The sequence below is a fragment of the Bacillus methanolicus MGA3 genome, assembly GCF_000724485.1.
In the GTDB taxonomy this organism is placed as follows: Bacteria; Bacillota; Bacilli; order Bacillales; family Cytobacillaceae; genus Bacillus_Z; species Bacillus_Z methanolicus_A.
Genome location: NZ_CP007739.1, coordinates 1,213,523 through 1,238,005 on the forward strand (window position 1 = coordinate 1,213,523; position 24,483 = coordinate 1,238,005).

The 24,483-nt window shown below is 39.5% G+C and carries 20 protein-coding genes; all 20 read left to right on the forward strand.

What is annotated here, in order from left to right:
• The first annotated feature begins 7 nt into the window (after nucleotides 1-7).
• The 20 genes from flhA (at nucleotide 8) to BMMGA3_RS06135 (ending at nucleotide 24,431) form a co-directional block, all read left to right on the forward strand.
• A complete protein-coding gene (gene flhA, locus BMMGA3_RS06035) occupies nucleotides 8-2,044 on the forward strand; it encodes a flagellar biosynthesis protein FlhA (RefSeq protein ID WP_003349072.1) in 2,037 nt (678 codons plus the stop codon).
• Nucleotides 2,041-3,207: a flagellar biosynthesis GTPase FlhF gene (flhF, locus tag BMMGA3_RS06040; RefSeq protein ID WP_003349073.1), complete on the forward strand. Its 1,167-nt coding sequence runs from the start codon at nucleotides 2,041-2,043 to the stop codon at nucleotides 3,205-3,207. The genes flhA and flhF overlap by 4 nt, the downstream gene beginning before the upstream one ends.
• Entirely contained in the window at nucleotides 3,191-4,081 is an 891-nt protein-coding gene (locus tag BMMGA3_RS06045; RefSeq protein WP_003349074.1) for a MinD/ParA family protein, read from the forward strand. Before flhF ends, BMMGA3_RS06045 begins: the two co-directional genes overlap by 17 nt.
• Nucleotides 4,068-5,159, forward strand: a complete 1,092-nt coding sequence (locus BMMGA3_RS06050; protein WP_003349075.1) for a protein-glutamate methylesterase/protein-glutamine glutaminase — start codon at nucleotides 4,068-4,070, stop codon at nucleotides 5,157-5,159. Before BMMGA3_RS06045 ends, BMMGA3_RS06050 begins: the two co-directional genes overlap by 14 nt.
• Nucleotides 5,160-5,178: 19 nt before the next feature.
• A complete protein-coding gene (locus BMMGA3_RS06055; RefSeq protein WP_003349076.1) occupies nucleotides 5,179-7,245 on the forward strand; it encodes a chemotaxis protein CheA in 2,067 nt (688 codons plus the stop codon).
• Between the two features lie 32 nt (nucleotides 7,246-7,277).
• Entirely contained in the window at nucleotides 7,278-7,748 is a 471-nt protein-coding gene (locus BMMGA3_RS06060) for a chemotaxis protein CheW (protein ID WP_003349077.1), read from the forward strand.
• Between the two features lie 4 nt (nucleotides 7,749-7,752).
• A complete protein-coding gene (locus BMMGA3_RS06065; RefSeq protein ID WP_003349079.1) occupies nucleotides 7,753-8,394 on the forward strand; it encodes a chemotaxis protein CheC in 642 nt (213 codons plus the stop codon).
• The gene (locus tag BMMGA3_RS06070) at nucleotides 8,387-8,884 is read left to right on the forward strand and encodes a chemotaxis protein CheD (protein WP_003349080.1); all 498 of its coding nucleotides are present in this window, start codon (nucleotides 8,387-8,389) and stop codon (nucleotides 8,882-8,884) included. The genes BMMGA3_RS06065 and BMMGA3_RS06070 overlap by 8 nt, the downstream gene beginning before the upstream one ends.
• Nucleotides 8,885-8,953: 69 nt before the next feature.
• Complete coding sequence (locus tag BMMGA3_RS06075; protein WP_003349083.1) at nucleotides 8,954-9,718, forward strand: FliA/WhiG family RNA polymerase sigma factor; 765 nt, start codon at nucleotides 8,954-8,956, stop codon at nucleotides 9,716-9,718.
• Between the two features lie 64 nt (nucleotides 9,719-9,782).
• The gene (locus tag BMMGA3_RS06080) at nucleotides 9,783-10,418 is read left to right on the forward strand and encodes a hypothetical protein (protein ID WP_003349086.1); all 636 of its coding nucleotides are present in this window, start codon (nucleotides 9,783-9,785) and stop codon (nucleotides 10,416-10,418) included.
• 148 nt (nucleotides 10,419-10,566) lie between these two features.
• Complete coding sequence (gene rpsB, locus BMMGA3_RS06085) at nucleotides 10,567-11,280, forward strand: 30S ribosomal protein S2 (RefSeq protein WP_003349088.1); 714 nt, start codon at nucleotides 10,567-10,569, stop codon at nucleotides 11,278-11,280.
• A 101-nt stretch (nucleotides 11,281-11,381) separates the two neighbouring features.
• Nucleotides 11,382-12,263 (forward strand): translation elongation factor Ts, encoded by an 882-nt coding sequence (gene tsf / locus BMMGA3_RS06090; RefSeq protein ID WP_003349090.1) that lies wholly within the window; start codon nucleotides 11,382-11,384, stop codon nucleotides 12,261-12,263.
• Between the two features lie 105 nt (nucleotides 12,264-12,368).
• Complete coding sequence (gene pyrH, locus BMMGA3_RS06095; RefSeq protein WP_003349093.1) at nucleotides 12,369-13,094, forward strand: UMP kinase; 726 nt, start codon at nucleotides 12,369-12,371, stop codon at nucleotides 13,092-13,094.
• Complete coding sequence (gene frr / locus BMMGA3_RS06100) at nucleotides 13,094-13,651, forward strand: ribosome recycling factor (protein ID WP_003349095.1); 558 nt, start codon at nucleotides 13,094-13,096, stop codon at nucleotides 13,649-13,651. The genes pyrH and frr overlap by 1 nt, the downstream gene beginning before the upstream one ends.
• 222 nt (nucleotides 13,652-13,873) lie before the next feature.
• On the forward strand, nucleotides 13,874-14,662 hold the full coding sequence (locus BMMGA3_RS06110; protein ID WP_003349098.1) for an undecaprenyl pyrophosphate synthase: 789 nt from the start codon (nucleotides 13,874-13,876) through the stop codon (nucleotides 14,660-14,662).
• 65 nt (nucleotides 14,663-14,727) lie between these two features.
• The gene (locus tag BMMGA3_RS06115) at nucleotides 14,728-15,516 is read left to right on the forward strand and encodes a phosphatidate cytidylyltransferase (RefSeq protein WP_003349099.1); all 789 of its coding nucleotides are present in this window, start codon (nucleotides 14,728-14,730) and stop codon (nucleotides 15,514-15,516) included.
• Between the two features lie 55 nt (nucleotides 15,517-15,571).
• Entirely contained in the window at nucleotides 15,572-16,714 is a 1,143-nt protein-coding gene (gene dxr, locus BMMGA3_RS06120; RefSeq protein ID WP_003349100.1) for a 1-deoxy-D-xylulose-5-phosphate reductoisomerase, read from the forward strand.
• 148 nt (nucleotides 16,715-16,862) lie between these two features.
• On the forward strand, nucleotides 16,863-18,122 hold the full coding sequence (gene rseP / locus BMMGA3_RS06125; RefSeq protein ID WP_003349101.1) for an RIP metalloprotease RseP: 1,260 nt from the start codon (nucleotides 16,863-16,865) through the stop codon (nucleotides 18,120-18,122).
• Between the two features lie 85 nt (nucleotides 18,123-18,207).
• Nucleotides 18,208-19,911: a proline--tRNA ligase gene (locus BMMGA3_RS06130; protein WP_003349102.1), complete on the forward strand. Its 1,704-nt coding sequence runs from the start codon at nucleotides 18,208-18,210 to the stop codon at nucleotides 19,909-19,911.
• Nucleotides 19,912-20,108: 197 nt separating this feature from the next.
• Nucleotides 20,109-24,431, forward strand: a complete 4,323-nt coding sequence (locus BMMGA3_RS06135) for a PolC-type DNA polymerase III (protein ID WP_003349103.1) — start codon at nucleotides 20,109-20,111, stop codon at nucleotides 24,429-24,431.
• Nucleotides 24,432-24,483 lie beyond the last annotated feature (52 nt).

Consider the following 24,483-nt stretch of genomic DNA (forward strand, 5'->3'; position numbering starts at 1 on the left):
AAATGGTATGTCAGCAAAAGATCTTCCGGCATTGCTAGGTGTGATCTTAATTGTAGCAATGCTTATCATTCCGTTCCCAACATGGCTGTTAAGCATTTTAATAATTATCAACATTTCTTTAGCACTGCTTGTATTGTTAACTTCAATGAATATAAGGGAACCGCTCCAGTTTTCCGTTTTTCCGTCATTATTACTGTTATTAACGTTATTTCGTCTCGGACTGAATGTGTCAACGACCAGGTCGATCTTGTCGAATGGAGATGCCGGAGGGGTTGTTGAAACGTTTGGAACCTTTGTCATTGGAGGCAACTTAGTTGTTGGTCTTGTTGTGTTCCTTATTTTGGTCATTATTCAGTTTATCGTTATTACTAAAGGCGCTGAACGCGTTTCAGAGGTCGCAGCACGATTTACCTTAGATGCAATGCCGGGGAAACAAATGAGCATTGATGCAGATTTAAATGCAGGTATGATCTCAGAGCAAGAAGCAAGGCAGCGCCGGGAAAAAGTCGGCAGGGAAGCTGATTTTTACGGATCAATGGATGGTGCCAGCAAATTCGTAAAAGGTGACGCAATTGCTGGTATCATTATCGTACTCATTAACTTAATTTTTGGGATTGTTATTGGAATGCTGCAAAAAGATATGACGATCAGTGATGCAGCTTCCCACTATTCTCTATTAACAGTAGGGGACGGTCTTGTCAGTCAAATTCCCGCATTATTGATTTCAACCGCAACCGGTATTGTCGTAACGAGGGCAGCTTCCGAAGGGAATCTTGGGACTGATATTACTTCACAGCTGCTGACTTATCCGAAATTGCTTTATATTACAGGAGGTACAATATTCTTCCTTGGATTATTTACACCAATTTCGGATTTATTGACGCTTCCGATTGCCGGTTTACTGATTTTAGGAGGGTATATGTTATCCCGGATTCCAGAACCGGATAAAGAACATTTGCAAGAACTAAATGAGGAAATGGAAACCGATGAAATGAAAAGCCCTGAGAGTGTTGTCCAATTATTAAGCATTGACCCGATTGAATTCGAATTTGGGTATGGACTTATTCCACTGGCAGACACGAATCAGGGCGGGGATCTTTTGGATCGGATTGTCATGATCCGTCGCCAGCTGGCTATTGAATTAGGGTTAGTCATCCCGGTTGTCCGCATCCGCGATAATATTCAACTGCAGCCAAACGAATATCGGCTAAAAATAAAAGGGAATGAAATGGCCAGGGGTGAATTGCTTCTCGATCATTACTTAGCGATGAGCCCGGGAGAAGACGATGATTCAATTGAGGGAATTGACACCATTGAACCTTCATTTGGGCTTCCAGCCAAATGGATTACGGAAGAAATGAAGGAGAAGGCAGAAATCTTAGGATATACAGTCGTTGATCCCCCTTCAGTTGTCTCGACACATATCACTGAGGTCATTAAAGCAAATGCACATGAATTACTAGGAAGACAAGAAACGAAACAATTGATCGACCATTTAAAAGAAAGCTATCCGATCCTCGTTGAAGAAGTAACGCCTACCCCGCTTTCTGTCGGTGAAGTACAGAAAGTACTTGCAAAATTGTTAAAAGAAAACGTATCGATTCGGAATTTACCGGTTATTTTCGAAACGCTTGCTGATTTTGGAAAGGTTACAACGGATACAGACCTCCTGACTGAATATGTTCGCCAAGCACTCGCGAGACAAATAACGAACCAATATGCGGGACAGGAGAAAACATTAAAAGTAATTACTCTTTCCGGAAAAGTAGAAAAAAAGATTGCTGAAGGAATACAGCAAACGGAGCATGGCAATTATTTATCTTTGGATCCTGCAGTTTCTCAAGGTATTTTGGAGTCCCTGGCTTCCCAAATTGAACAATTGTCTCTCATGGATCAGACTCCGGTTGTACTATGTTCCCCGGCAGTAAGAATGTATGTCCGCCAATTAACCGAAAGATATTTTCCGCAAATACCGATATTATCTTATAACGAACTGGAAGCAAATGTTGAAGTACAAAGTGTCGGGGTGGTGAACGTAGATTGAAAGTAAAGAAATACGTCGCTTCTTCTATGCCTGAAGCGATGAAATTGATCAGGGCTGAACTTGGCAACGATGCTGTCATTCTTAATTCAAAGGTGGTTCATAGTGGCGGATTTCTAGGTTTTTTTAAAAAGAAAAAAATTGAAGTCATTGCAGCGGTCGATCCGATGCCAAAAAATGAACAAATTCCTATCGTAAAACAAAAAACAAAATACCTCCCGAATGCGAAGAATCACCTATATGAAAAACAGAGTACGGAAAGCAAAACAGGGTTCAAAAGTGAATTGATAAAAGAAATTTCTGAAATAAAAGAGCTGTTGAAAAAAAATCATTCCAATTTTAATGAAAATGGAATCGCGCTTCCGGGTCCGATTCAAGAAGCAAGCTTACTAATGGAAAAACAGGAGATTGATAAACAAATCCAGACAGCTGTACTCGAAGAGTTAATCGAAAAGTGGTATTTAACAGGAGCTTGTGCTTCAAAAGATGAAGTTCTGTCATGGCTTAGGAATTATATTTCAAATCGAATAGCCAATCTCAAATATGGCGGTGTAACTTTTACAAAACAATTTGTAAATGTGGTTGGCCCAACGGGAGTCGGCAAAACAACTACATTAGCAAAAATTGCCGCAGATTGTGTGCTCACGTATAAAAAAAAGGCAGCATTTATTACAACGGATACGTATCGAATTGCAGCAATCGACCAGTTAAAAACATATGCAAAATTATTAAATGCCCCATTGGAAGTATGCTATAACATGGAAGATTTCCAGAAAGCAGCAGATCAATTTGCTGAGTATGATATTGTCTTCATTGATACAGCTGGCAGAAACTTTCGGAATCGTGGTTATGTTAATGACTTGAAAAAAACAATTGATTTTGACAGAGATATGGAAACTTATCTCGTCCTTTCATTAACTTCAAAACAAAGAGATATGGAAGAAATTTTTGAACAGTTTTCACTTATTAACATTGATCGATTGATTTTTACAAAAGCAGATGAAACATCCAGCTTTGGTGCGATGCTGAACATCATCGATAAATACCAGACTGGTGTGGCCTATTTGACGAATGGCCAAAATGTTCCCGATGATATGCTGGTTGCCACCCCTACGGTGATATCGAATTTATTATTTGGGGTTGAAACAGATGTACGATCAAGCTGAAAGATTAAGAGTAAGACTTGGATTGAAAGAAAAGAAAAACGGTAAAAAGGCAATCGCTGTTGTCAGCGGGAAAGGAGGAGTAGGAAAATCAAATTTTTCATTAAACTTTGCTATTGCATTGTCAATATTGGGCAGCAAAGTAATGGTCATTGATATGGATATTGGAATGGGGAATTTGGATATTTTAATGGGAAGCGCCCCTGATTTTACTATTGTTGATTATTTCGAAAAAGAAATACCGCTTGAAAAAATCATTATGGCTGGACCTGACGGAGTCCATTATATTGCCGGCGGTTCAGGTCTTACTTCGTTCGTAAAACTAGAAGAAGCCAAATTGGACCAGTTCTTTGAAGATTTGGAAACAAGTTTTAAGGATTATGATTATTTGATTTTTGATATGGGAGCGGGGATTAGAAAAGATTTATTACCTTTTATATTGTCCGTAGATGAAGTATTCGTCCTTACAACACCTGAGCCGACTGCAATTACGGATGCGTATGCAATGATAAAGTATATCCATATACTCGATTCAAAAATCCCATTATATGTGGTTGTAAATAAAGCCCGATCCGTAAAGGATGGAACCGAAACGATGCAAAGATTATCAAAGGTTGTCAATCAATTTTTAGGTAGGTGCTTGATTTCCCTTGGTATTCTCCCTGATGATTTGACGGTGCAAACGGCTGTCAGAAGGCAAATTCCTTTTGTGAATCTGAATGAGAAATCACCTGTTTCCCGGACATTAAAAGAAATGGCAGATCGATATGTGAAACAGAAAGCTTTTGAAACAACACCCGCGGTCAAATTTCATTTTGTTGCTAAATTAAAGAAATTTCTCTTTGAAAGGAAAGGGGGCCGGTATGGAGAAAATTAAGGTACTAGTTGTAGATGATTCAGCATTCATGAGAAAACTGATTCAAGATTTTCTTTCTGAAAATCCACGAATCAGTGTCATTGGAACTGCCAGAAATGGTGAAGATGCCGTAAAAAAAGTTAAGGAATTGAAGCCAGATGTTGTCACATTGGATATTGAAATGCCGGTATTGAACGGGCTTGAAGCGTTAAAAACGATTATGCAGGAAAATCCCGTCCCCGTTATCATGCTATCAAGCACGACACGAGAAGGCGAGGAAAACACAGTCTTGGCATTGGAATATGGAGCCATTGATTTCGTTCAAAAGCCATCCGGGGCAATTTCTCTTGATTTGCATAAGGTCAAAGACGAATTAGTTCGTAAAGTGATTTCTGCAAGTAAGGCAAATATTAAACAAGTGGAAAAAACTTCATTAATTGGAACTACAGAAACTGAAAATCATAGTAAAATAGAACTACAGAATCCGATAATACATTCGAAAGTTTCCTTTGGAAAATGGAACTATCCGAAAAAAAAGCTGATTTGTATAGGTACTTCAACAGGCGGTCCAAGAGCATTGCAGCATGTTCTGACACAACTTCCACGAGAATTGCCGGCACCAGTTTTAGTCGTTCAACATATGCCGTCCGGTTTTACAAAATCTTTGGCGGACAGGTTGAATGCTTTATCCTATATTCACGTAAAAGAAGCAGAAGATGGCGAATTACTAAAGAAAGGAACAGCGTATATAGCACCTGGCGGTTATCACCTTAAGGTAAAGCAAGTCGGGACAAGCCTTGTAGTTCAACTTGACAAGTCTTCCCCTTATAATGGGCATCGTCCTTCGGTCGATGTCATGTTTGAGTCTGTGAGCAAGATTAAAGACTATTTAAAGATCGCTGTTATTATGACTGGAATGGGTTCGGACGGGGCCGAAGGGCTAATTCATCTAAAGAGTAACGGAGTTGTGAAAGCAATTGCAGAGTCACAAGAAACATCCATCGTGTTTGGAATGCCGAGAGCAGCGATTGCGACAAGACTGGTTGATGAAGTCCAAAATGTTGAGAATATTGCTGAAACAATTATGAAATATGTTTAATGCCGGGGAGTGTAGGCACATGGATATGAACCAATATTTAGAGGTTTTTATTGAAGAAAGCAAAGAGCATTTGCAAGCTTGTAATGAAAAGTTATTAGAGCTTGAAAAAAGCCCTCAGGACATTTCAATTGTCAATGAAATTTTTCGCTCGGCGCATACGTTGAAAGGGATGTCAGCGACAATGGGGTATGAAGACTTGGCAAGTCTGACCCACCAAATGGAAAATGTTTTAGACGCGATCCGTAATCATAAAATTTCCGTTACACCTGAAATTTTAGATGTTATTTTTCTTGCAGTTGATAATTTGGAAGCGATGGTTCAATCCATTGCAGAAGGCGGGGACGGCAAAAGGGATGTCAGTGACGTTGTACATAAATTAAAACTCATCGAAAAAGGAGAAAAACCCATTCAATCAACATCACATGCAGAAGTTGCCGCTGCTGCAGCTAAAGAAACTACTGTCGGAACAATCAGTACATACGACGAATTCGAGTTAACGGTATTAAAGCAGTCAAAAGAACAAGGCTTTGAATCCTACGAAATTACAGTGACTTTACGAGAAGACTGTTTGCTAAAAGCAGCCCGTGTATTTATGATTTTTGAAGTTCTCGAAAAAATGGGAGAAGTTATAAAAGCTATTCCTTCAGTAGATCTGTTGGAAGAAGAGCAATTTGATCATGATTTTACAGTAACTTTAATTACAAAGGAACAGCGGGAAGATATTGAAAAGAAAATTATGAAAGTTTCTGAAGTAGAAAAAGTAAAAGTTGTCCCTCTTTCATTTGAAGATTTTCGCAGATCGGAAGAACGGAGTGAAGCTCTTGTTAACAGCCAGTCTGATCCTACAGGCTCAGAAAGCAGTCAGCATAGAAAGAATTCCCAATCAAACGAGGCGGCTATGAGCAAGAAACCAACGGCTAAACAGTCTGCCGCAAGCAACAAGACGATTCGCGTTAATATCGAAAGGCTCGATATTTTAATGAACTTGTTTGAGGAATTGGTCATTGACCGGGGAAGACTGGAACAAATTTCACGTGAGTTAAACAATCAGGAATTGCATGAAACGGTAGAAAGAATGTCCCGAATTTCAGGTGATTTGCAAAATATTATTTTAAATATGCGAATGGTTCCTGTAGAAACTGTCTTTAACCGATTTCCGCGGATGGTGCGGCAGCTTGCTCGAGATCTAAATAAAAAAATCGAATTAGAAATTATTGGTGCGGAAACCGAACTGGACAGAACGGTGATCGATGAAATTGGGGATCCGCTAGTACACTTGTTGCGAAATGCGATTGATCATGGCATTGAAACTCCTGAAATACGAAAAGCAAGCGGGAAAAATGAAGTGGGAAAGATTGTCCTGAGAGCTTACCACAGCGGTAATCATGTATTTATCGAGATTGAAGATGACGGAGCGGGAATAAAGAAAGAGAAAATACTTAATAAGGCTATTAATAAAGGAATTATTAATGAACAAACTGCCGCCGGCTTAACAGATAAACAAGTGTACGAGCTGATTTTTGCTTCCGGTTTTTCGACGGCTGAAAAAATTTCTGATATTTCGGGCCGCGGAGTCGGATTGGATGTTGTGAAGAACACGATCGAATCACTCGGAGGCTCAGTGTCTATTGATTCAAAAGAAGGAGAAGGGTCCGTCTTTTCCATTCAATTGCCATTAACTCTTTCCATTATTTCCGTCATGCTTGTCGAAATCAAAAAAGAGAAATATGCTATCCCATTATCTTCAATAATCGAAACAACGATCGTGAAAAAAGAAGATATTTTAAATGCTCATAATCAGAAAGTGATTGATTTCAGAGGAAAGGTTGTACCTCTTTTATTCTTAAAGGATATATTTGAAGTTCCTGCACGAGATGAAGACGATGATGAATTCCACTCGGTTGTCATAGTTCGAAAAGGAGATAAAATGGCCGGTCTTGTTGTCGATTCATTTATTGGGCAACAAGAGGTTGTTTTAAAATCGCTTGGTAATTACTTAACAAATGTTTTTGCGATTTCCGGTGCGACGATCCTTGGTGACGGTCAAGTTGCTTTAATCGTAGATTGCAATGCCCTAATTAAGTAAGAAAATGAGAGATTTAAAGGGAGTGAATCAACATGACGATGGCCCAAACGGATGATATAAAAGTAATCGTCTTCCAATTGATGGATAAAGAATACGCAATCCCTGTCAGCCAAGTCCAGTCAATTGAAAAGGTTCCACCTATTACGAGAGTTCCCGGCACTTCATCTTTCGTAAAGGGTGTCATTAATTTGCGGGGTGTCGTTACACCAATTATAGATCTTCGGAAGAGATTTGGTTTTCCGGAAGTAAGTTATCATGAAAACACACGTGTTATTATTGTGTCAATGGAAGATATAGAAGTAGGTTTGATCGTCGATGCTGCAAATGATGTAATAGATATTCCGGCAAATTCAATTGAACCCCCTCCTGAAGTAGTCGGGGGCTTGGATGAGGATTACATTAAGGGCGTAGCAAAAATAGATAAAAGATTATTAATTTTGCTTGATCTCGGCCGCGTTTTAAAATCGGATGAAATCACTGTTTCTGCAGGAAATGAAGGGTAGACCCATGCTATTTATCGAAAAAATTACAAGTTTGCACCTCGATATTTTAAAAGAGATCGGCAATATTGGCGCCGGCAATGCGGCAACGGCGTTGTCTACGTTATTAAATAAAAAAATAGAAATGAACGTACCAAATGTTCGAATTGTTTCGTTTGATGAAATGATGGAAATGGCTGGCGGTGCAGAAAATGTAGTTGCCGGTGTTTTTTTAAGAATTGAAGGAGATGCTCCCGGAAGCATGTTTTTTATACTATCATTAAAACAGGCAGCTGCCTTTATTAAGCGAATGATTGGTGATTTGGAATTCACATTTGAGAACCCTCCATATAATGAACTGGCTTTATCGGCACTTCAAGAACTTGGTAATATCCTGTCTGGTTCTTATTTGTCATCATTGTCAGATTTTACAAATCTGTGTCTATATCCTTCCGTGCCTGCCCTTAGCATCGATATGGTAGGAGCCATCATTAGCTGCGGATTAATTGAATTGTCACAAGTCAGTGATTATGCAATTGTTGTTGAAACGGCATTAAATGAAGATGATTTGCTGGCTTCAGACGGTGTGAAAGGCCATTTTTTCCTCTTGCCTGACCCCGACTCCTTTCTTACTATTTTCAAATCATTAGGGGTTGCAGAGGATGACTGAAAATTTGCATGTTGTTAAAGTAGGAATTGCCGATATGAAGATTGTGCGTGCTCCTGGTTTAATCAGGACTTCCGGACTCGGCTCTTGTGTAGGGGTAGTCATTTACGATCAGGTAAAAGAGATTGCTGGATTAGCTCATGTTATGCTTCCTGATTCCTCTCTTGCAAAGGGAGGTTCAATTAATAGAGCAAAATATGCTGATACAGCAGTAAAAGAACTTGTTTCCTTATTAGTAAAAGGCGGTGCTTGTCCCATGGCGTTAAAAGCAAAAATAGCCGGCGGTGCCCAAATGTTTCAATTTACTGCTGTGAACGATCTGATGAGAATCGGACCGAGAAATGTAGAAGCTGTAAAGAAAGAGCTTGCTAAATTAAAAATAAGCGTTGTTGCAGAAGATGTTGGAGGAAATAACGGAAGAACGATAGAATTCAATCCGAAAACTTGTGAATTATCTATCCGTACGGTAAACAAAGGAACCAGCATAATATAGAGTCTGACTCATAAGCAAAGGGTTAGACCACGCCAATACAAAGTGGTAAACGTTTTGAGGAGGATTACCGTGACAAAGGTTTTAACAACCGATGAGCAAATATATTGGGAAAAATGGGTACGGCATCGTGATCCTCATGCTGGAAATCTACTAGTCAAAAAATATATGCCATTAGTAACTTATCATGTGCAGAGAATCTCTGTCAGTCTACCAAAAAGCGTATCAAGAGATGATTTACATAGCCTTGGAATGATCGGCTTGTATGATGCACTTGAAAAATTTGACCCTGAGCGGGAATTAAAGTTTGATACATATGCTTCTTTTCGCATTCGCGGGGCAATTCTTGATGGTTTGCGAAAAGAAGATTGGCTTCCGAGAAGTACTAGAGATAAAGCTAAAAAGATTGAATCGGCAATTGAAAAGCTTCAACAGAGGTACATGAGAAACGCGACAATAGCAGAAATTGCAGCCGAACTGAATATGTCGGAAGATGAAGTCGTTTCAACCATGAATGAACATTTTTTTGCTAATGTTCTTTCAATTGACGAACAACCTATAGAACAAGATGACAAAGACGGGCAATCATTTGTCCTCAAGGATGAAAAAGCAGAAAATCCCGAAGAAAAAATCGTGAAAGATGAGATGCTTTTGGAATTGGCTGAGCTCATTTCCCAACTGAATGAAAAAGAGCAGATCGTTTTAAGTTTGTTTTACAAAGATGAATTAACATTAACTGAAATCGGCCAAGTAATGGGGCTATCTACGTCGAGAATCTCCCAAATACATTCGAGAGCACTTTACAAATTGCGTCAAGCAATGGAAAAAATTATGTAAAACAGCGGCAGAAAACAATCTATTTAAAGGAAAGATGATCGATTACATCGGATAGAGGGATTATATGGCTACTTTTTTCATTATAATAAGTTTGTTGCTTAATCTATTGGCATTTCTTGCAATCATACTTTTATATTTGCGACAGAATCGTTTAAGTCAGATGGAAAAAAAGCAAGAAAAGATGATTCAGGAAATGGAAGAAGTACTATCGTCTTATATGCTTGAAATGAAAGAAGAAAACGAGATATTTATGAAACGGCTAAAGCATTTGGGTCTAAATAAAGAAACTGTTTTAAATACAACAAGCGAGTTGTCAACTACAGATATATCGGATGATCACTCAGATTCAACAAAAACGGAGCGTGCAATTAAAATAGGAAAAATCGCTCCCTTTCTGGCGGTAAAAGCTTATAAGAAGAACGTCAACAATTCTAAATTTCCGATTGAGAAATCAAACTCTCTATTATCGGATGATAAACAGGCAGGCTCCGAAAATGCATCCGCTGGCTCAGAGGATCATTTCCAAGCTCAAAATATGGAATTCGAACAGAAAGACGATGATTTAAAGCTGTTGTTAAATGAAGTTTATTTGCTTCAACAGCAAGGATTTAGCGTTGAAGATATTGCAAAGAAACTGAATAAAGGAAAGACGGAAATCGAACTTTTGCTTAAATTTCATCATCAAAATGAGCAGGAATAACTTGATTGTCATTTTTACTTGTGCTATATTATGACATGGTGTGAATACACACGCTTGCTGATTTAAACGGATGGTGCTGTCAAAGCGACAGTTTCCGTTTAAAAATGATGCGGGCGGAGGAAAACAAAACCATTAGGAGGAAAAATGCATGTCAGTAATTTCTATGAAGCAATTGCTTGAAGCTGGTGTACATTTCGGTCACCAAACTCGCCGTTGGAATCCTAAAATGAAGAAATATATCTTCACTGAACGCAACGGCATTTACATCATCGACCTTCAAAAAACAGTGAAAAAAGTTGAGGAAGCTTATAATTGGGTAAAAGAGCTTGCAGCGAATGGGGGAACCATTCTTTTCGTTGGTACAAAAAAACAAGCTCAAGATTCTGTAAAGGAAGAAGCAGAACGCTGCGGAATGTTCTACGTTAACCAACGCTGGTTAGGCGGAACTTTAACAAACTTTGCAACAATTCAAAAACGTATACAACGCTTAAAAGATATTGAAAGAATGGCTGAAGACGGCACTTTCGATGTTCTTCCAAAGAAAGAAGTTGTCCAATTAAAGAAAGAGCAAGAGCGTTTAGAAAAATTCCTTGGCGGTATTAAAGAAATGAAACAGCTTCCAGATGCTCTTTTCATCATTGACCCACGCAAAGAGCGCATCGCAGTCGCAGAAGCGCACAAATTAAACATCCCAATCGTAGGTATTGTTGATACAAACTGCGATCCCGATGAAATCGATGTGGTTATCCCTGCAAACGATGATGCTATTCGCGCTGTTAAGCTTTTAACTTCAAAAATCGCAGATGCAATCTTAGAAGCTAAACAAGGTGAAGAAGTAGCAACGGCAGCTGCCGCTGAGTAATGGTAAATGGTTAAAGGTGATAATAGGGAGCACCCTTTATCACCTTTTTTTAAAGAATTCTTAAAACAAAGTTAACATATAATTAAGGAGGATTACTCATTATGGCAATTACTGCACAAATGGTAAAAGAACTTCGCGAAAAAACTGGCGCCGGCATGATGGATTGTAAAAAAGCCCTTCAAGAAACAAACGGTGATATGGAAAAAGCAATCGATTTTCTTCGTGAAAAAGGGATCGCAAAAGCTGCAAAAAAAGCAGACCGTATTGCTGCTGAAGGTATTACATCTATCAAAGTTGAAGGCAATGAGGCAGTCATTCTTGAAGTGAACTCTGAAACTGATTTCGTTGCTAAAAACGAAGGCTTCCAAACACTTGTAAAAGAATTGGCTGACCATCTTCTTAAAAATAAACCTGCTACAGTTGAAGAGGCAGCTGAACAAAAAATGGATAACGGTTCAACTGTTGCAGAACATATAAATGCCGCTGTCGCAAAAATCGGTGAGAAAATCACACTTCGCCGCTTTGAAATCAAAACAAAAACTGACAATGATGCTTTCGGTGCTTACTTGCATATGGGCGGGCGCATCGGTGTTCTAACTGTGTTAGAAGGGACTACTGATGAAGAGGCTGCTAAAGACGTTGCAATGCATATTGCCGCATTAAATCCGAAATACGTTTCTCGCGACCAAGTTTCTCAAGAAGAAGTCGAGCGTGAACGTCAAGTTTTAACACAACAGGCTCTAAATGAAGGAAAACCGGAGAACATCGTTGCAAAAATGGTAGAAGGACGTCTTGGAAAATTTTTCGAAGAAGTCTGTGTTCTTGATCAAGCTTTCGTTAAAAATCCTGACCAAAAAGTACGCCAATTCGTAGAATCAAAAGGCGCAAAAATTCGTGAATTCGTTCGTTACGAAGTTGGAGAAGGCATTGAAAAACGCGAAGAAAACTTCGCAGAAGAAGTTATGAACCAAGTTAAGAAATAAGCCATTAAGCCAGAATTAAACAAAATGATTTATATTCAGGGAACACTTTGTGTTCCCTGTTTTTAAAGCTTGCATGATAGGCTTAAACTACATATGGAGGTTCTTATGAGCAGCCCTAAGTACAAACGCGTAGTATTAAAATTAAGCGGAGAAGCTTTAGCAGGTGATCAAGGTTTCGGCATAAATCCTGCTGTCATTAAATCGGTCGCAGACCAGGTGAAAGAAATAGCTGAATTAGGTGTTGAAGTGGCAGTCGTTGTAGGCGGCGGCAATATTTGGCGCGGGAAAATAGGCAGTGAGATGGGAATGGACAGAGCGACAGCAGATTATATGGGAATGCTGGCAACTGTGATGAATTCCCTTGCATTGCAGGACAGCCTTGAACAATTAGGGATTGAAACTCGTGTCCAAACTTCAATCGAAATGCGCCAAGTGGCAGAACCATATATTCGCAGACGTGCAATTCGCCATCTTGAGAAAAAACGGGTGGTTATTTTCGCTGCTGGTACTGGAAACCCATACTTCTCAACGGATACAACTGCGGCTTTACGGGCAGCCGAAATCGAAGCCGAAGTTATTTTAATGGCGAAAAACAATGTAGATGGGGTATACTCTGCTGATCCACGTGTTGACAAAAATGCAAAAAAATATGATGAACTTTCTTATTTAGATGTTCTAAAAGAGGGACTCGCGGTAATGGATTCAACCGCATCATCATTATGTATGGACAACAATATACCATTAATTGTATTCTCTATTATGGAACAAGGCAATATTAAACGAGCCGTGATGGGCGAAACAATCGGAACAATCGTAAGGGGGAAAAATTAATGCCAAAACAAGTCATTGCAGCTGCCAAAGAAAAAATGACGAAAGCAATTCAAGCATATACACGCGAAATTGCTAGTATTCGTGCAGGCAGAGCGAGCGCTTCTTTATTGGACAGAGTAACCGTTGATTACTATGGAGTGCCTACACCTGTCAATCAATTAGCAGGAATTTCTGTTCCTGAACCTCGCTTGCTTGTCATCCAGCCTTATGATAAATCTATTGTCGGGGAAATCGAAAAGGCTATCTTAAAATCTGATTTGGGATTAAATCCGACAAGTGACGGTTCCCTTATCCGGATTGCTATTCCGCAGCTCACTGAGGAGCGCCGCAAAGAGCTTGTAAAGGTTGTGAAAAAAGAATCAGAAGAAGCTAAAGTCGCGATCAGAAACATCCGCCGCGATGCAAATGATGATCTTAAAAAGCTTGAAAAAGCGGGCGAAATAACAGAAGATGATCTTCGCGGATATTCGGATGATATTCAGAAGCTTACAGATGAACATATTAACAAAATTGATCAAATCACAAAGGATAAAGAAAAGGAAATTTTGGAAGTATAATGATTGCTCGCCGTACGGCGAGCTTTCTTTTTCAAAATAGGAAAAGCGATCATTGTTGTGAAAAAGCTTTTGCTTTCACTTTTTCCTTCATATTTTTTTAGAGATATCTGATTGAATTTTTGGTATGATAAGAGCGTGCAGTTTGAAAAAATTTTTACAAATTCTGCATTTTCCATATTTTTATCGGAGGCTATGATTAACCTGTTTTGGAGGAGCTGTACTATGTTTAACAAAATAAAGCTTTGGAAGAACCAGAATTCCTCTTCCAATCTCCGAGATCGAATAAAAAATATAAAAGAACATCAAGTACCTTCTCATATTGCCATCATTATGGACGGAAACGGCCGCTGGGCAAAAAAAAGAGCATTGCCAAGAGTAGCAGGCCATCATGAGGGTATGAAGGTCGTTCGTAAAATAACAATGCTGGCTAAACAGTTAGGAATTAAGATTTTAACATTGTACGCATTTTCAACGGAAAACTGGAAGCGTCCGAAGAACGAAGTCGAATATTTAATGAAGCTGCCTGAAGAGTTTCTGGACACCTTTTTGCCGGAGCTTGTGAAGGAAAATGTAAAGGTAAATATGATCGGTTATAAGCATAATCTTCCGGAACATACGTTGAGGGCCATTGAAAAAGCGAGCAATGATACAAAGGAAAACGATGGTCTTATATTAAATTTTGCACTCAATTATGGGAGCAGAGCTGAGATTATTGAAGCTGTAAAGAATGTCTTAAAAGATTGCCGAAGTGGAATAATGGATGAAAATGACTTGAACGAGGATGTATTTTCCAATTACTTAATGACTTCCGGACTAGAGGATCCCGATCTCCTAATTAGAACAAGCGGTGAAATTCGGCTGAGCAATTTTATGCTTTGGCAGGTTGCGTATACGGAATTTTGGTTTACGGATGTATTGTGGCCGGATTTTACCGAGGAACATTTAATTGAAGCGATAGAAGTTTTCCAAAACCGCCAGAGGCGCTTCGGGGGGGGGTTTAATCCTCCTTAAATCGGACAAGCGGGGCTTCCATTTCCTTAAATTTAGACGAAGAATATAAAGGTGTTGAATCATTGATGAAGCAAAGAATCATAACAGCAATCACAGCAGCGGCTGTTTTTTTGCCGATTGTTTTTTTTGGAAATATGCCATTTTTAGCTATGATCTACTTATTGGCAACGATCAGCTTATATGAGCTGTTGAAGATGCGCAAACTGAAACTATTTTCAGTTCCAGGAATTATCTCTTTGGCTCTTCTTTGGATATTTTTATTGCCGAATGAGTATTTAAATTTAATTGAAGATCTAAACTATTCCAAGGTAGAAGTTGCGCTATTGGCTGTTTTGCTTTTTCTAACTTATACCGTTGCGACAAAGAACAAGTTTTCATTTGACGATGTTGCCTTTTCAACCATGTCAATCTTGTATATCGGGATTGGGTTTTATTATTTTATTGAAACGCGCGAAGCGGGCTTGACATATGTTTTTTATTCATTGTTTATCGTCTGGGCTACAGATTCAGGTGCTTACTTTATTGGACGGGCTATGGGAAAAAACAAGCTTTGGCCGGAAATCAGCCCGAATAAGACGGTAGAGGGATTTATTGGCGGTATTGTATGTGCCGTTATCGTTGCAGTATTATTTGTGATTTTTACAGATATTGATGCATCAATTATCGAATTGATGATCATCACTGTCTTTTTGTCTATTTTCGGCCAAATTGGCGATCTTGTTGAATCAGCTTTAAAAAGGCATTATGATGTGAAAGATTCCGGCAATATTCTTCCCGGTCATGGCGGCATTTTAGACCGATTTGACAGTCTATTATTTGTTTGGCCGCTTTTGCATTTCTTTCACATGTTGTAAAAAAACCACGTTTTCTTTTGATTGGAATTTTGGATTTAGCAGGAGTTGAATGTATTTGAAGTATGTTAGTTTGTTAGGGGCAACCGGTTCAATTGGTACACAAACATTGGACATAATAAAGGAACATCCTGACCAATTTAAGCTTGCGGCAATGTCTGTCGGCAGGAATCTTGATCTCGCTAGAAAAATCATTAGTGAATTTAAGCCTGAACTTGTTTCAACCCAGGATCAATCTGGTTCAGATATGCTTAGAACAGAATTTCCCGGAATTTTGTTCACTTATGGAGAAGAAGGGTTAACAGAAGTTGCTGTATTCGATAAAACAAATATTCTTGTAAATGCTGTTATGGGCAGTGTCGGTCTATATCCAACATTGCAGGCAATTGAAGCAGGGAAAACAATTGCGATTGCGAATAAAGAGACGCTAGTAACTGCGGGTCATCTCGTCATGGAAGCAGCCCGACGGAAAAAAGTAGCACTTCTCCCGATCGACAGTGAACATTCAGCTATATTCCAGGCTCTTCAAGGAGAAAAAGAAAAAAACATTGAAAAAATTATTTTAACAGCTTCAGGAGGAAGTTTTCGGGACAAAACCCGTGACGAACTAATGAATGTTACTGTAGAAGAAGCCCTGAACCATCCTAATTGGTCGATGGGAGCGAAAATTACGATCGATTCAGCAACAATGATGAACAAGGGCCTTGAAGTGATTGAAGCTCACTGGCTCTTTTCAATGCCATATGACCGAATTCAAGTGCTTTTACATAAGGAAAGTATTATTCATTCAATGGTGGAGTTCCATGACAGCAGCATCATTGCCCAGCTTGGAACTCCGGATATGAGGGTGCCGATTCAATTTGCGTTAACATACCCGGACAGACTGCCGCTTACATCTGCCAGCAAGCTAAATCTTGCACAAATTGGCAAGCTCCATTTTGCTGAGATGGATTTTGACCGTTTTCGCTGTTTAAAGTTTGCATATGAAGCCGGAAAAGCGGGAGGAACGATGCCGACAGTCTTAAATGCCGCAAACGAAGAAGCGGTGGCAGCTTTTCTAAAAGGGGAAATTTCCTTCCTGCAAATCGAAGATTTAATCGAAAAAGCAATCAGCAAGCATCAAATCATTGCACATCCTGATCTTGAAACGATTCAAACAGTTGATAAAGAAACAAGAAGCTTTGTTAAAGGTTTATATTGACTAGTTTCACATAGAATGTAATAAAGAGTGCAATCGGACTTGATTCATACTTGGCTTCAAGCAATATATTTGGTACTCTTTAGCCAAGAAATATATTTGATGCAAAAAACACGAAAAAAATCTGACAGTCTAAAAGGTGGTTATACGTTTGAGTACAGTGTTAGCCTTTATTATCATATTTGGCGCCCTTGTTTTTTTTCATGAATTAGGACATTTTGTTTTTGCTAAAAGAGCGGGTATTTTATGCCGTGAGTTTGCAATCGGTTTTGGCCCGAAAGTATTTTCCTATAAAAAAGGGGAAACTACTTATACGATACGGCTTTTGCCAATAGGCGGATTTGTCCGGATGGCAGGAGAAGACCCTGAAATGGTGGAAATTAAGCCCGGGTACAGAATTGGTTTACTGTTTGACAAAGCCGAAAAAGTAGACAAAATTATTTTAAATAATAAAGAAAAATATCCTGATGCAAGGATTGTAGAAGTAGAGTATGCAGACATTGAACACGAACTTGTCATTAAAGGATATGCGGATGATGAAGATGACGTTCTTCGTACGTTTTCTGTCAATCCTGATGCAACAGTCGTAGAAAATGGCGCAGAAACTCAAATTGCTCCATATAACCGTCAGTTTGCTTCAAAGACACTCGGCCAAAGAGCGATGGCCATATTTGCAGGTCCAATGATGAACTTCATCCTGGCATTTGTGGTCTTTGTTATTATTGCACTTTTACAGGGAGTACCTTCTATGGAACCTGTTCTTGGAAAATTGACTCCGGATGGTGCTGCCTATGAGGCAGGTTTAAAAGAAGGAGATAAGGTTGTAAGCATTAATGGTTCAGAAATTTCAACCTGGACAGATGTGGTGGAAATCATTCGCAAAAATCCAGGCGAAGAACTTAACTTTACGATTGAACGCAATGGAAAAACAATGGAAATAAAAGTTACACCGAAAGTTCAAGAAGCAGAAGGGAAAAAAATCGGTTTAATTGGGGTTTATAGTCCTGTTGAAAAATCACCGTTAAAAGCACTCACTTACGGAGCAAAAGAAACATATTTTTGGACAAAAGAGATTTTCGTAATGCTTGGCAAGTTAGTGACAGGGCAGTTTTCGATTGATTCCCTTTCTGGACCGGTCGGCATTTATGTCTCAACCGATACCGTTGCAAAATCAGGGATTTATTATTTAATGAAATGGGCATCAATTTTAAGCATAAACCTTGGGATCATGAATTTGCTTCCAATACCGGCCTTAGATGGCGGAAGACTATTGTTTTTTGCTGTTGAAGCTGTCAGGGGGAAACCGATTGACCGCCAAAAAGAGGGAATGGTTCATTTTATCGGGTTTGCACTGCTTATGCTATTGATGCTCGTAGTAACATGGAACGATATTCAACGCTTTTTTCTTTAACTCATAAAAAATTTATACTTTGCTTAATGCCTCCGGCCATCGTGCACGGAGGCCCATTGGGATTTAAATAAATGGGGTGTATGATATGAAACAGAGTATGACGCTAATTCCGACATTAAGAGAAGTACCTGCAGATGCAGAAATAAAAAGCCATCAGCTATTATTAAGAGCCGGTTTTATACGGCAAAATGCCAGCGGTGTTTACAGCTATTTGCCTTTAGGGCGAAAAGTTCTGCAAAAAATTGAGGAAATTATTCGTGAAGAAATGGATAATGCTGGAGCAGTCGAATTGTTAATGCCAGCATTGCAGCAAGCGGAACTTTGGCAAGAATCAGGACGTTGGTATACATATGGGCCGGAATTGATGCGGCTAAAAGATCGCCATGAAAGAGAATTCGCTCTTGGTGCAACACATGAAGAAGTGATTACAAGCCTTGTTCGTGATGAAGTAAAATCTTATAAACGTCTTCCACTCACTCTCTATCAGATTCAAACGAAGTTTCGTGATGAAAAGCGTCCGCGTTTCGGGCTTTTGCGAGGAAGAGAGTTTGTCATGAAGGATGCCTATTCCTTTCATTCATCAAAGGAAAGCCTTGACGAAGTATACGAAAAAATATTCCAAGCATATTCAAATATTTTTAGAAGATGCGGACTTAATTTTCGTGCGGTTATTGCTGATTCAGGAGCTATGGGTGGAAAAGATACGCATGAGTTTATGGTGTTATCAGATGTTGGAGAAGATACAATTGCTTACTCTGATACTTCGGACTATGCAGCCAACATTGAAATGGCACCTGTCGTTGTCAAATATGAAAAAGACAATGAGCCAATGAAAGAACTGGAAAAAGTAAAAACAGAAAATCAAAAAACGATAGAAGAAGTATCTGCTTATCTGAATGTAGATAAGAAAAAGTGCATTAAATCATTGCTTTTCAAAGTGGATGAATCATATGTGCTCGTTCTCGTTCGCGGTGACCACGAAGTTAATGATATTAAACTGAAAAATCTATTTGAAGCAAGTACTGCAGATCTGGTTGATGCTGAAGAAACGAAGAAAATTCTTGGCGTAAGTGTTGGATCAATCGGCCCGATTCATGTAAACAATGTTGAAATTGTCGCAGACTTTGCGGTTGAAGCGATCACAAACGGTGTATGCGGTGCCAATGAAGAACATTTCCACTACATAAATGTGAACCCTGGCCGAGATTTTAAAGTGGCACGGTATGCAGACCTCCGGTTTATTCAAGAAGGGGATCCCTCACCGGATGGACAAGGAAAGATTCTTTTTGCGAAAGGAATCGAAGTTGGACATGTCTTTAAGCTCGGAACCCGTTACAGTGAAGCGATGAATGCCGTATATTTAGATGAAAACGGCAAATCACAGCCAATGATCATGGGTTGTTACGGAATAGGAGTTTCTCGGACTTTGGCAGCTGTCGCTGAACAGTTTAACGACGAAAAAGGACTTGTTTGGCCTGCAAATATTGCACCGTTTCATGTACATGTTATTGCTGTAAATATGAAGGATGAAGCACAAACTTCACTTGCAGAGGAAATTTACACAGAATTGCAAAGAAATCGTTATGAAGTTTTACTAGATGACCGTCATGAAAGACCTGGCGTGAAATTTGCAGATGCAGATCTTATTGGCATTCCTGTCCGAGTTACAGTCGGTAAGAAAGCCAGTGAAGGGATCGTTGAAGTAAAAGTGCGCAAAACAGGCGAAATGCAAGAGATTCACAAAGATGATTTGTTGCCTGCACTAGCTGACATATTAAAAAATTTATGATGATAGAGGCTGTCTCATAAGGGTCTGACCCCATGTGTATTTATCAATATATATGGGGTCTGACCCTTAGGCTTTTTAGACAGTCTCTTTTTCCTGAATCATACAGATTACCAGCACTGATGGAAGTTTTACTTTGTGTTATAATTACCTATTGAGTCAGATAAAAGGTTTAATTTTGATTGATAGGAGAGAGAAAGATGAGCGATAAAGCTTCTGGCAAGAAAGAGCGATTCCAACTCTTGCTCCAGCAGCTGCAGTTGACGGAAGACGCGGTTGTACAGCATTTTTATAATGCTGAAATCGAAAAAGTCACGATTGAAAAGAAAGCCAAAAAGTGGCATTTTTATTTTCAGTTTGAAAAGATTATCCCCTGCAGTGTTTTTCGCCGTTTTACCGCTCAGCTGGATAAAGCATTCTCACATATTGCCAATATTTCATATTCCATAAAAGTTGCTAATCAAGAGTTTACAGACGAGCTCATCATTGATTATTGGAAAAGCTGTATTCAAGATATTGACGGGATATCGCCGCCGCTTTTAAAACTGCTAAACGAACAAATTCCAAAGGTTCAAGGAAATAAAATCGTTATACAAGCAAGAAATGAAGCTGAAGGGCTTGCGATTAAAAAGAAATATGCCGGAATTATCACGAATATTTATCAGTCATTCGGATTTCCCAACCTCACACTAGAAATCGAAATTTCTAGTGAATCCTCCAATGAAGAATATAAGCAGTTTCTGCTTGCCAAAGAAAAAGAAGATCAGGAAAGAAATCTTCAAGCTCTCGTTGAAATGCAGAAAAAGGAAGCTGAAAAAGAAAAGGGAATCGAGTCTGAAAATGGTCCGCTAATGATCGGCTTGACAATTAAAGACGATTCCGATTTTAGAAAACTCGAAGAAATCGTTGAAGAAGAGCGCAGAGTTGCGATTGAAGGGTATGTGTTTGAGGCGGAAACGAAAGAGCTAAAAAGTGGTAGAACTCTATTAACCTTCAAAATTACGGATTATACAAGCTCGATCTTAGTCAAAATGTTTTCCAGGGATAAAGAAGATGCAGAAAAGTTTCAGCGCGTGAAAAAGGGAATGTGGCTGAAAGTCAGGGGCAGTATTCAAAACGATACATTTGTCAGGGATCTTGTAATGATCGGAAACGATATAAACGAAATTAAACCGATTGAAAGAAAAGACACCGCACCTGAAGGGGAAAAACGAGTCGAACTCCATTTGCATACGCCGATGAGCCAAATGGATGCCGTCACATCTGTAAGCACGTTAGTTGCCCAGGCAAAAAAATGGGGGCATAAGGCAATTGCCATCACAGACCATGCAGTTGTTCAATCTTTCCCTGAGGCATATGGGGCCGGTAAAAAGAATGATATGAAAATCTTATATGGACTTGAAGCCAATTTAGTTGATGATGGCGTTCCAATTGCCTATAACAGTGCCCACCGGTTACTCGCAGAAGATACATTTATCGTATTTGACGTCGAAACAACTGGATTATCCGCAGTATACAACACGATTATCGAGCTGGCTGCAGTGAAAATCCGAAATGGAGAAATTATCGACCGTTTTGAGTCATTTGCAAATCCTCACCATCCACTTTCCGCAACTACGATTGAATTGACCGGAATAACGGATGATATGGTCAAAAATGCACCAGAAGTGGAAGATGTATTGAAGAGATTCCATTCCTGGGCTGGCGACGGGGTGTTAGTGGCCCACAATGCATCGTTTGATATTGGATTTTTAAATGCCGGCTATAAAAACATTGGAATCGGAAAGGTTGCCAATCCGGTAATAGATACATTGGAATTAGCCAGATTTTTGTATCCTGAATTAAAAAACCATCGATTGAACACGCTGGCAAAAAAATTCGATGTCGAGCTCACTCAGCATCACCGGGCTATTTATGACGCGGAAGCAACCGGCTACCTTTTAATTAAAATGCTGAAAAATGCCCATGAAAAAGGGATCATTTACCATGACCAATTAAATGATAAAATGGGACAGGGCAATTCGTATCAGCGGGCTCGTCCGTTCCATTGCACTCTTCTTGCGCAAAATGAAACAGGCTTGAAAAACTTGTTTAAACTTGTATCGATTTCCCATATTGATTATTTCTATCGAGTGCCCCGAATTCCGAGATCTCAGCTTCAATTGCACCGAGAAGGAATTTTAGTTGGATCCGGTTGTGATAAAGGGGAAGTATTTGAAGGCATGATGCAAAAAGCACCGGAAGAGGTTGAAGAGATCGCTCAATTTTATGATTACTTAGAAGTGCACCCAAAAGAAGTGTATGCGCCGCTTATTGAAATGGAGCTTGTACGTGATGAAAAAGCGTTAGAAGAAATCATTGCAAATATTGTAAAATTGGGGGATAAGCTAAACATTCCGGTTGTTGCTACAGGTAATGTCCATTACTTGAACCCACATGATAAAATCTACCGAAAAATTCTCGTCAGTTCACAAGGGGGAGCCAATCCGTTAAACCGTCATCAGCTGCCTGATGTTTATTTCCGTACGACAAATGAAATGCTTGACGCCTTTTCATTCTTAGGAGAAGAAAAAGCAAAGGAAATTGTCGTTACAAATACGAATAAGATTGCCGATCTGATTGAGCCAATTAAACCGATTAAAGATGATCTATATACGCCGAAAATTGAAGGTGCTGATGAAGAGATACGAAGAATGAGCTACGAAATGGCTAAGAAAATTTACGGCGATCCACTACCTGAAATCGTTGAGGCGCGTCTTGAAAAAGAGTTAAAAAGCATTATCGGCCACGGGTTCGCAGTTATTTATCTAATTTCTCATAAACTCGTAAAAAAATCGTTAGATGACGGTTATCTAGTTGGTTCCCGCGGGTCAGTAGGATCATCGCTTGTCGCAACGATGACAGAAATAACGGAAGTAAATCCGCTGCCTCCTCATTATGTATGTCCGGAATGCAAACATTCCGAATTCTTTAATGACGGTTCGGTAGGATCGGGTTTTGATTTACCGGATAAAGATTGTCCAAAATGCGGCGCCAAATATAAAAAAGATGGGCACGATATACCGTTTGAAACGTTTCTTGGCTTTAAAGGGGACAAGGTTCCAGATATTGACTTGAATTTTTCGGGAGAATACCAGCCAAGAGCCCATAACTATACGAAAGTATTATTTGGTGAAGATAATGTGTATCGTGCCGGAACGATTGGTACGGTTGCAGATAAAACGGCATATGGATATGTAAAAGCATATCAGCAGGATCATAATTTAGAGCTTCGCGGAGCAGAAATCGACCGTTTAGCTTCGGGACTGACAGGTGTTAAAAGAACGACAGGACAGCATCCAGGTGGAATTATCGTTGTTCCGGATTATATGGATATTTATGATTTTTCGCCGATACAGTATCCGGCAGATGATCAAACGTCAGAATGGCGGACAACGCATTTTGATTTCCATTCGATTCATGATAATCTGTTGAAACTTGATATTCTAGGACACGATGATCCGACTGTCATCCGCATGCTTCAAGACTTAAGCGGAATCGATCCGAAAACGATTCCGACGGATGATCCTGAAGTTATGAAAATTTTCAGTGGAACAGAATCGCTTGGAGTGACTGAAGAGCAAATCATGTGTAAAACGGGAACGCTTGGTATTCCTGAATTTGGAACGAGATTTGTCCGGCAAATGCTCGAAGAAACGAAGCCGACGACGTTCTCTGAACTTGTCCAAATTTCCGGATTATCGCACGGGACGGATGTGTGGCTAGGTAATGCCCAAGAGCTCATTCAAAACAATATTTGTACACTGAGCGAAGTGATCGGGTGCCGTGATGATATTATGGTCTACCTAATTTATCAGGGGCTCGAACCAGCTTTTGCCTTTAAGATTATGGAATCCGTCCGTAAAGGGAAAGGCTTAACAGAAGAGATGGAAGCGGAAATGCGTAAGAACAACGTGCCGGAATGGTATATTGATTCTTGTAAAAAGATAAAATACATGTTCCCGAAAGCCCACGCTGCTGCCTATGTTTTAATGGCAGTCCGTATTGCTTATTTTAAAGTGCATCACCCTCTTCTTTATTATGCAGCTTATTTTACCGTTCGTGCTGAAGACTTTGATCTTGAAGCGATGACACGCGGGTCACAAGCGATTCGTGCCCGGATTGAAGAAATAAATGCAAAAGGGCTTGATGCTTCTCCTAAGGAAAAGAACCTTTTAACAGTGCTTGAATTGGCTCTTGAAATGTGCGAAAGGGGCTTTTCTTTCGGGAAAGTGGATCTTTACAAGTCAAGCGCTACTGAATTTATTATTGATGGAAATTCCCTTATACCGCCTTTTAATTCGATTCCTGGACTAGGAACAAACGCCGCATTAAATATTGTGAAGGCAAGAAGCGAAGGAGAATTTTTGTCAAAAGAAGACCTTCAACAGAGAGGGAAAGTTTCAAAGACGATCATGGAATTTTTAGAAAATCATGGATGTCTTGATTCGCTTCCTGAACAAAATCAATTGTCATTATTCTAAAAACCTTTTCAATTCTTGTTTACAGCGATTCCATTTGCAATAAATATTCGTT

What these genes read in the sequence shown, in the direction of transcription:
- flhA (WP_003349072.1), top strand. Translation starts at nt 8, where the DNA reads ATGTCAGCAAAAGATCTTCCGGCATTGCTAGGTGTGATCTTAATTGTA.
- BMMGA3_RS06060 (WP_003349077.1), top strand. Translation starts at nt 7,278, where the DNA reads ATGACGATGGCCCAAACGGATGATATAAAAGTAATCGTCTTCCAATTG.
- tsf (WP_003349090.1), top strand. Translation starts at nt 11,382, where the DNA reads ATGGCAATTACTGCACAAATGGTAAAAGAACTTCGCGAAAAAACTGGC.
- frr (WP_003349095.1), top strand. Translation starts at nt 13,094, where the DNA reads ATGCCAAAACAAGTCATTGCAGCTGCCAAAGAAAAAATGACGAAAGCA.
- BMMGA3_RS06080 (WP_003349086.1), top strand. Translation starts at nt 9,783, where the DNA reads ATGGCTACTTTTTTCATTATAATAAGTTTGTTGCTTAATCTATTGGCA.
- BMMGA3_RS06055 (WP_003349076.1), top strand. Translation starts at nt 5,179, where the DNA reads ATGGATATGAACCAATATTTAGAGGTTTTTATTGAAGAAAGCAAAGAG.
- BMMGA3_RS06115 (WP_003349099.1), top strand. Translation starts at nt 14,728, where the DNA reads ATGAAGCAAAGAATCATAACAGCAATCACAGCAGCGGCTGTTTTTTTG.
- BMMGA3_RS06045 (WP_003349074.1), top strand. Translation starts at nt 3,191, where the DNA reads ATGTACGATCAAGCTGAAAGATTAAGAGTAAGACTTGGATTGAAAGAA.
- BMMGA3_RS06065 (WP_003349079.1), top strand. Translation starts at nt 7,753, where the DNA reads ATGCTATTTATCGAAAAAATTACAAGTTTGCACCTCGATATTTTAAAA.
- pyrH (WP_003349093.1), top strand. Translation starts at nt 12,369, where the DNA reads ATGAGCAGCCCTAAGTACAAACGCGTAGTATTAAAATTAAGCGGAGAA.
- rpsB (WP_003349088.1), top strand. Translation starts at nt 10,567, where the DNA reads ATGTCAGTAATTTCTATGAAGCAATTGCTTGAAGCTGGTGTACATTTC.
- BMMGA3_RS06070 (WP_003349080.1), top strand. Translation starts at nt 8,387, where the DNA reads ATGACTGAAAATTTGCATGTTGTTAAAGTAGGAATTGCCGATATGAAG.
- BMMGA3_RS06110 (WP_003349098.1), top strand. Translation starts at nt 13,874, where the DNA reads ATGTTTAACAAAATAAAGCTTTGGAAGAACCAGAATTCCTCTTCCAAT.
- BMMGA3_RS06135 (WP_003349103.1), top strand. Translation starts at nt 20,109, where the DNA reads ATGAGCGATAAAGCTTCTGGCAAGAAAGAGCGATTCCAACTCTTGCTC.
- BMMGA3_RS06050 (WP_003349075.1), top strand. Translation starts at nt 4,068, where the DNA reads ATGGAGAAAATTAAGGTACTAGTTGTAGATGATTCAGCATTCATGAGA.
- BMMGA3_RS06130 (WP_003349102.1), top strand. Translation starts at nt 18,208, where the DNA reads ATGAAACAGAGTATGACGCTAATTCCGACATTAAGAGAAGTACCTGCA.